The 4450-nt window shown below is 74.5% G+C and carries 5 protein-coding genes; 1 reads left to right on the top strand and 4 read right to left on the bottom strand.

The genetic code is table 11. From position 1 onward, the window contains the following. From ABZS66_RS60750 to ABZS66_RS60735, 4 genes are all read right to left on the bottom strand, one after another. A partial coding sequence (locus ABZS66_RS60750; protein WP_354773967.1) for a CBS domain-containing protein occupies nt 1–238 on the bottom strand: 238 nt, incomplete at its 3' end. A gap of 25 nt (nt 239–263) precedes the next feature. After that, on the bottom strand, nt 264–2666 hold the full coding sequence (locus ABZS66_RS60745; protein ID WP_354773966.1) for a glycosyl hydrolase family 65 protein: 2403 nt from the start codon (nt 2664–2666) through the stop codon (nt 264–266). Nucleotides 2667–2731: 65 nt separating this feature from the next. Next, the gene (locus ABZS66_RS60740; RefSeq protein WP_354773964.1) at nt 2732–3001 is read right to left on the bottom strand and encodes a DUF1876 domain-containing protein; all 270 of its coding nucleotides are present in this window, start codon (nt 2999–3001) and stop codon (nt 2732–2734) included. An 18-nt stretch (nt 3002–3019) separates the two neighbouring features. Continuing rightward, nucleotides 3020–4009, bottom strand: coding sequence for a nitroreductase family protein (locus ABZS66_RS60735; protein WP_354773962.1), 990 nt, complete (start codon nt 4007–4009; stop codon nt 3020–3022). Between the two features lie 175 nt (nt 4010–4184). Here ABZS66_RS60735 and ABZS66_RS60730 point away from each other — a divergent pair. Beyond that, nucleotides 4185–4450, top strand: a 266-nt coding sequence (locus ABZS66_RS60730; RefSeq protein WP_354773960.1) for an acylphosphatase, incomplete at its 3' end; no start/stop codon positions are given.

The following is a 4450-nucleotide window of genomic DNA, read 5'->3' as shown; positions in this document are numbered from 1 at the left end:
GGCCGACCGCCGCGGCCGGGGCGTCGCCGGGCGCGGCCGGACCGGCGTCGGCGAACTCCAGCTTGCGCAGCAGGTCGGCCTCGGAGACGACACCGAGCACCCGGTCGCGACCGTCCACGACGGGCACCGCGCCCACGTGGCGCTCGGCGAGCAGGGCGACGATGTCGTCGAACGTCGTGTCCTCGCGCACTGCGACGACGTCGCGGGTCATGACGTCCGCGAGCGTGCGGCGTGCCATCGTGTCGTCCTTCCTGGCGGGGAGCTCACTGTTTGAGCGGGAACTGGACTGACTCGCCGGGGCCCAGCTCGGTGGCCTCGCCCCGGCAGCACAGCCGGACCGGCGGCAGGCGCGCGGCGCCGGCGGTCACGAGCACGGTGTCGCCGCTGATCGACAGGGTGATCCGGTGCCCGCGGTAGCGGATGTCGAACTCCAGCGCCCCCAGGTGACGCGGCCAGTAGGGATTCAGTACCAGCGCGCCGTCGCGGGTCTCCAGGCCGGCGAAGCAGCGCTGCAGCACGTCCACCGACCCGGCCATCGCGGCCAGGTGGATGCCCTCGGCGGTGGTGCCGCCCTGGATGTCGGCGACGTCGCTGTCCAGGGCCTCGACGAAGTACTGCAGCGCCTCCGCGCGGTGGTTGCGGGCCAGGACCCAGGCGTGGACGACGGCGCTGAGTGTCGAGCCGTGCGCGGTGCGGGCCAGGTAGTACTCGATGTTCCTGGGGATGGCGTCGGCGGGCAGCGTGTGACCGAGCCGGTGCAGCAGCTCGCCGAGCTCGTCGGCGGAGAGCAGGTAGAACAGCATCAGCACGTCGGCCTGCTTCGACGCCTGGTACCGGTTCGGGGTGCCGCCCTCCGACTCGAGGATCCGGTCGAGGCGGCGGATGTCACCGTAGCGGTCGCGGTACGCCGGCCAGTCGAGCTCGTCCAGGTCGCCGTAGCCCTCGAACTGGTCGATGATGCCGTCGGGCCGGACCGGCACGTACATGCGGCGGGAGATGTCCTCCCAGCGCGACGGCTCGGCCGGGTCCAGGCGCAGGGTCTCGGCCAGTTCGGCCCGCCGGTCCGGGCCGAGCGCGTCGAGCACGTCCAGCGCCCGCAGGACGACCCACACGGTGAGGACGTTCGTGTAGGCGTTGTTGTCGATGCCGGGGCGGTCGGTGCCGGGGTAGCCGGTGTGGAACTCGTCCGGGCCCATGACGCCGCGGATGACGTACCGGTCGCGGGTGCCGTCGTACTCGGCCAGCCCGGCGAAGTACCGGGCGATCTCGATGATCATCTCGGCGCCGTAGCGGCCGAGGAACTCCCGGTCGCCCGTCACCTGGTAGTACTGCCACACGTTGTACGCCACCGCCAGCCCGACGTGCCGCTGGAGCCGGGAGACGTCCGGGACCCAGCGACCGGAGAGCGGGTTGAGGTGCAGCCGCTGGCTCTCCTCCCGTCCGTCGCTGCCCGACTGCCACGGGTACAGCGCACCCGGACGGCCGGCGGCCGCGGCGGCGGCACGGGCCCGGGGGAGCCGCCGGTGGCGGTAGCGCAGCAGCGCCCGGCTCAGTGTCGGCATCCGCAGGTTGAGGATCGGGAAGACGAACAGCTCGTCCCACAGCACGTGCCCGCGGTAGGCCTCGCCGTGCAGCCCCCGGGCCGGGATGCCGGCGTCGGCGTCGACGCTGTGGTCGGACACGGACTGCAGCAGGTGGAACAGATGCAGCCGGACCACGGGCAGGGCCGGGCTCTCCGGGCCACGCAACGAGAAGCGGAAGCGCCGCCACAGCTGCCGCCACGCCAGCCGGTGCTCGTCGAGCAGCGTGCCGAAGCTCGGCAGCCGGGCCAGGTGCTCGCGGGCCTCGACGGACGGCTCGCTGATCGCCCCGTCCCGCGAGGTGTACACGGTGACCAGCTTGTCGACCGTGATCCGGCGGCGGGCGGAGACCCTGACGGTGACCTCCTGCTCCGCGGCGTGCCGGCCGCCGCAGCCGGCGACGCCGACCGGGCGGCCGCCCAGGAACACGCGGGTGCGGGCGGCCAGCGCGACGCGCACGTGCGACTGGTTCGTCTCGACCGTGCACGCCACGCCGTCCGCCGCGAGGGGGCCGGCGTCCAGCAGCGTCAGGTGACGGTCCGAGAGCCCCCGGTAGCGTTGCACCCCACGGTTGCTGACGGTGGCGTCGAGACCGGACCGGACGGTCAGCGTCCCGGACCAGTCCTCGGGGGTGAGCGTGACCTGCAGCCCGCAGACGTGCGGGTCGCGCATGTGCACGAACCGCCGCTGGGTCACCTCCGTGGTGCGGCCGGCGGTGTCCCGGACCCGCAGGTGGCGCGACAGGACGCCGCCCCGCAGGTCGAGTTCGTGCTGCTCGTCGAGGATCTCGGCGCCGGGCTGGCCCAGCCACGGCCCGTCCCCGGCCCGGAAGGTCAGCGGCAGCCAGTTGGGCAGGTTCACGAGGCTCTCGTTCTCGACCGCCTCGCCCGCGACCGTGTCCGGCAGGCGGTTGTAGCAGCCGGCGGCGTAGGTTCCCGGGTAGTGCGTGCCGTCGGCGTCGCACTCCGGCACGGCGCCCCGGGTCGCGAGGTAGCCGTTGCCCAGCGTGCACAGTGCCTCGCGCTGCCCCTCGTCGGCAGGGTCGGCCGGGTCGGCCGGGTCGAACCGGAACGTCCACGTGTCCATAGGGTGTTCCTCGGCTCACGCACCGTGCCCCGTCGCCGGAGCCCGCCGGTCCGGCTCCCGGCCGGCTACCGGCTGAGGTGCACGGGTGCGTCGGTGACGGCCCGGATGTCGGCCGCGGCCGCGAGCAGCACGCGGTGGCCCAGGTCGGACAGGGCGCGGGCCACGGCCACCTCGTCGCCGATCTCCGGGATGTCCTCGTCCGCCGGGTTGAGGCGGGCCTCGCCGTACCCGTGGAGCCGGGTGGCGTCGTTGGTCTGCAGCCGTGCCTCCGCGTACGTCCGTCCGTCGTGCTCGCCGATGAAGACGTCGACGTTCCAGTGTTTGGTCGCTGACATGGCATCCCTCCTCGTGGTTCACCCGACGTCGATGGCCTCCGACGCCGGTCGGCGCGGGCTCTCGGGCGGCGGGCCCGCGTCGGAGGCGGGTCCGGCCCGCAGGACCAGCTGGGGCTGTGCCGTGGGGTGCAGGAGGCTGCGCAGCAGCATCCGCGCGCCGGGGATCTCGATGACGTCGCTCATCGGCGAGATCGCCAGCCCCTCGACGGTGGCGTGCAACCAGACCGCGCTGATCGCCTCGCCGGCGTGCAGCCACGCCGCGGGGTCGTCCCCGGCCGTGGCCACGACCAGGTAGTCGGCCGAACGGTCGTCCCCCGGTCCCGGCTCGAGTCCGGCCTCGTCGCCGAGCCCGAAGTCCCGCGTCGGCACCGGCCGGGGCTTGGGCCCGGCCACGGTCTCGGGCGGCACGCCCTCCTGCCCGGCACGCGACGTCCACTGCCGCAGCTCGGCCGCCTGGACCTTGTCCCGGGCACCGGCGGTCTGCGCGCCCTGCGCGGCGTACCGCAGGTAGACGACGTCCGCCGGGTCCAGCAGGTACAGCGACGCGTGTTCGGCCTCCGCCGCCGACCGCAGCCCCGCGATGGCGTCGGCCGGCACCCGCACGTCGCCGACGAACGGGCGCCGGTCGGTGCGCCGCCGCCGGATGCCCTGGTAGGTGCGCAGCACCGACGCCGGCGGCGGATGGACCGGGCCCGCCTGGATGCGGGCGAGCAGCCAGGGCTGGTGCGGGTCGGGCCGGCGGTGCACCAGCGGCTCGTACCCGGTCGCCCGCAGCGACACCCGGGCGTGATGCAGGGCGGCGCCGCAGCTGATGATCATGAGGCGCCAGTGCGGATCGGCGGCGTGCAGCTGCCGGGCCGGGTCCACGAACAGCTCCAGGGTCGCGTCGTGGACCCGCCAGTGCCAGGGTTGCGTGTTCAGGATCGACGGCGCCAGCAACGCGTCCTCGGCGGCCCGGTACAGTGCGGCCGCCACCGGGTCGCCGGCCGCCGACTGCTTGGTCGTCACAGCAGCCTCCGTGCGTGCAGACATCCGTTTCCGGGCCTCTTCCCCGGACGGCGGCGTTCACACCACCGGTGCTGTGCGGGGTGAGCCCGCGCCGTTCGGCCGGGCGGGCGGTGCGTGCGGCGCGAGACTCACAGCTGCGGGCATCGGGTCGGAACTGTCGAAGGCGGCGCGCGGCATGCAGAACGCAGGGGAGCGGGTGGCCTTCCGCATCGAGGTCCACGGCACCGTGCAGGGCGTGGGCTTCCGGCCGTTCGTCTACCGTCTCGGCCGGGACCTCGGCCTCGACGGCTGGGTCCGCAACGACGGCGGCCTCGTCGTTCTGGAGGCGGCCGGCCCGGCGGAGGCGATGCGGGCGCTGCCGGTGCGGCTGCGCGCCGACGCCCCGCCCCACGCGCGGATCCACGAGGTGCGCGTCGGTGCGCCGCGGGGCCGCGCGCCGGC

Source organism: Dactylosporangium sp. NPDC005572 (assembly GCF_040605515.1).
Classification (GTDB): domain Bacteria; phylum Actinomycetota; class Actinomycetes; order Mycobacteriales; family Micromonosporaceae; genus Dactylosporangium.
The sequence above is the reverse complement of the archived record's forward strand: the minus strand, read 5'-3'. Positions and strand labels throughout refer to the sequence as shown.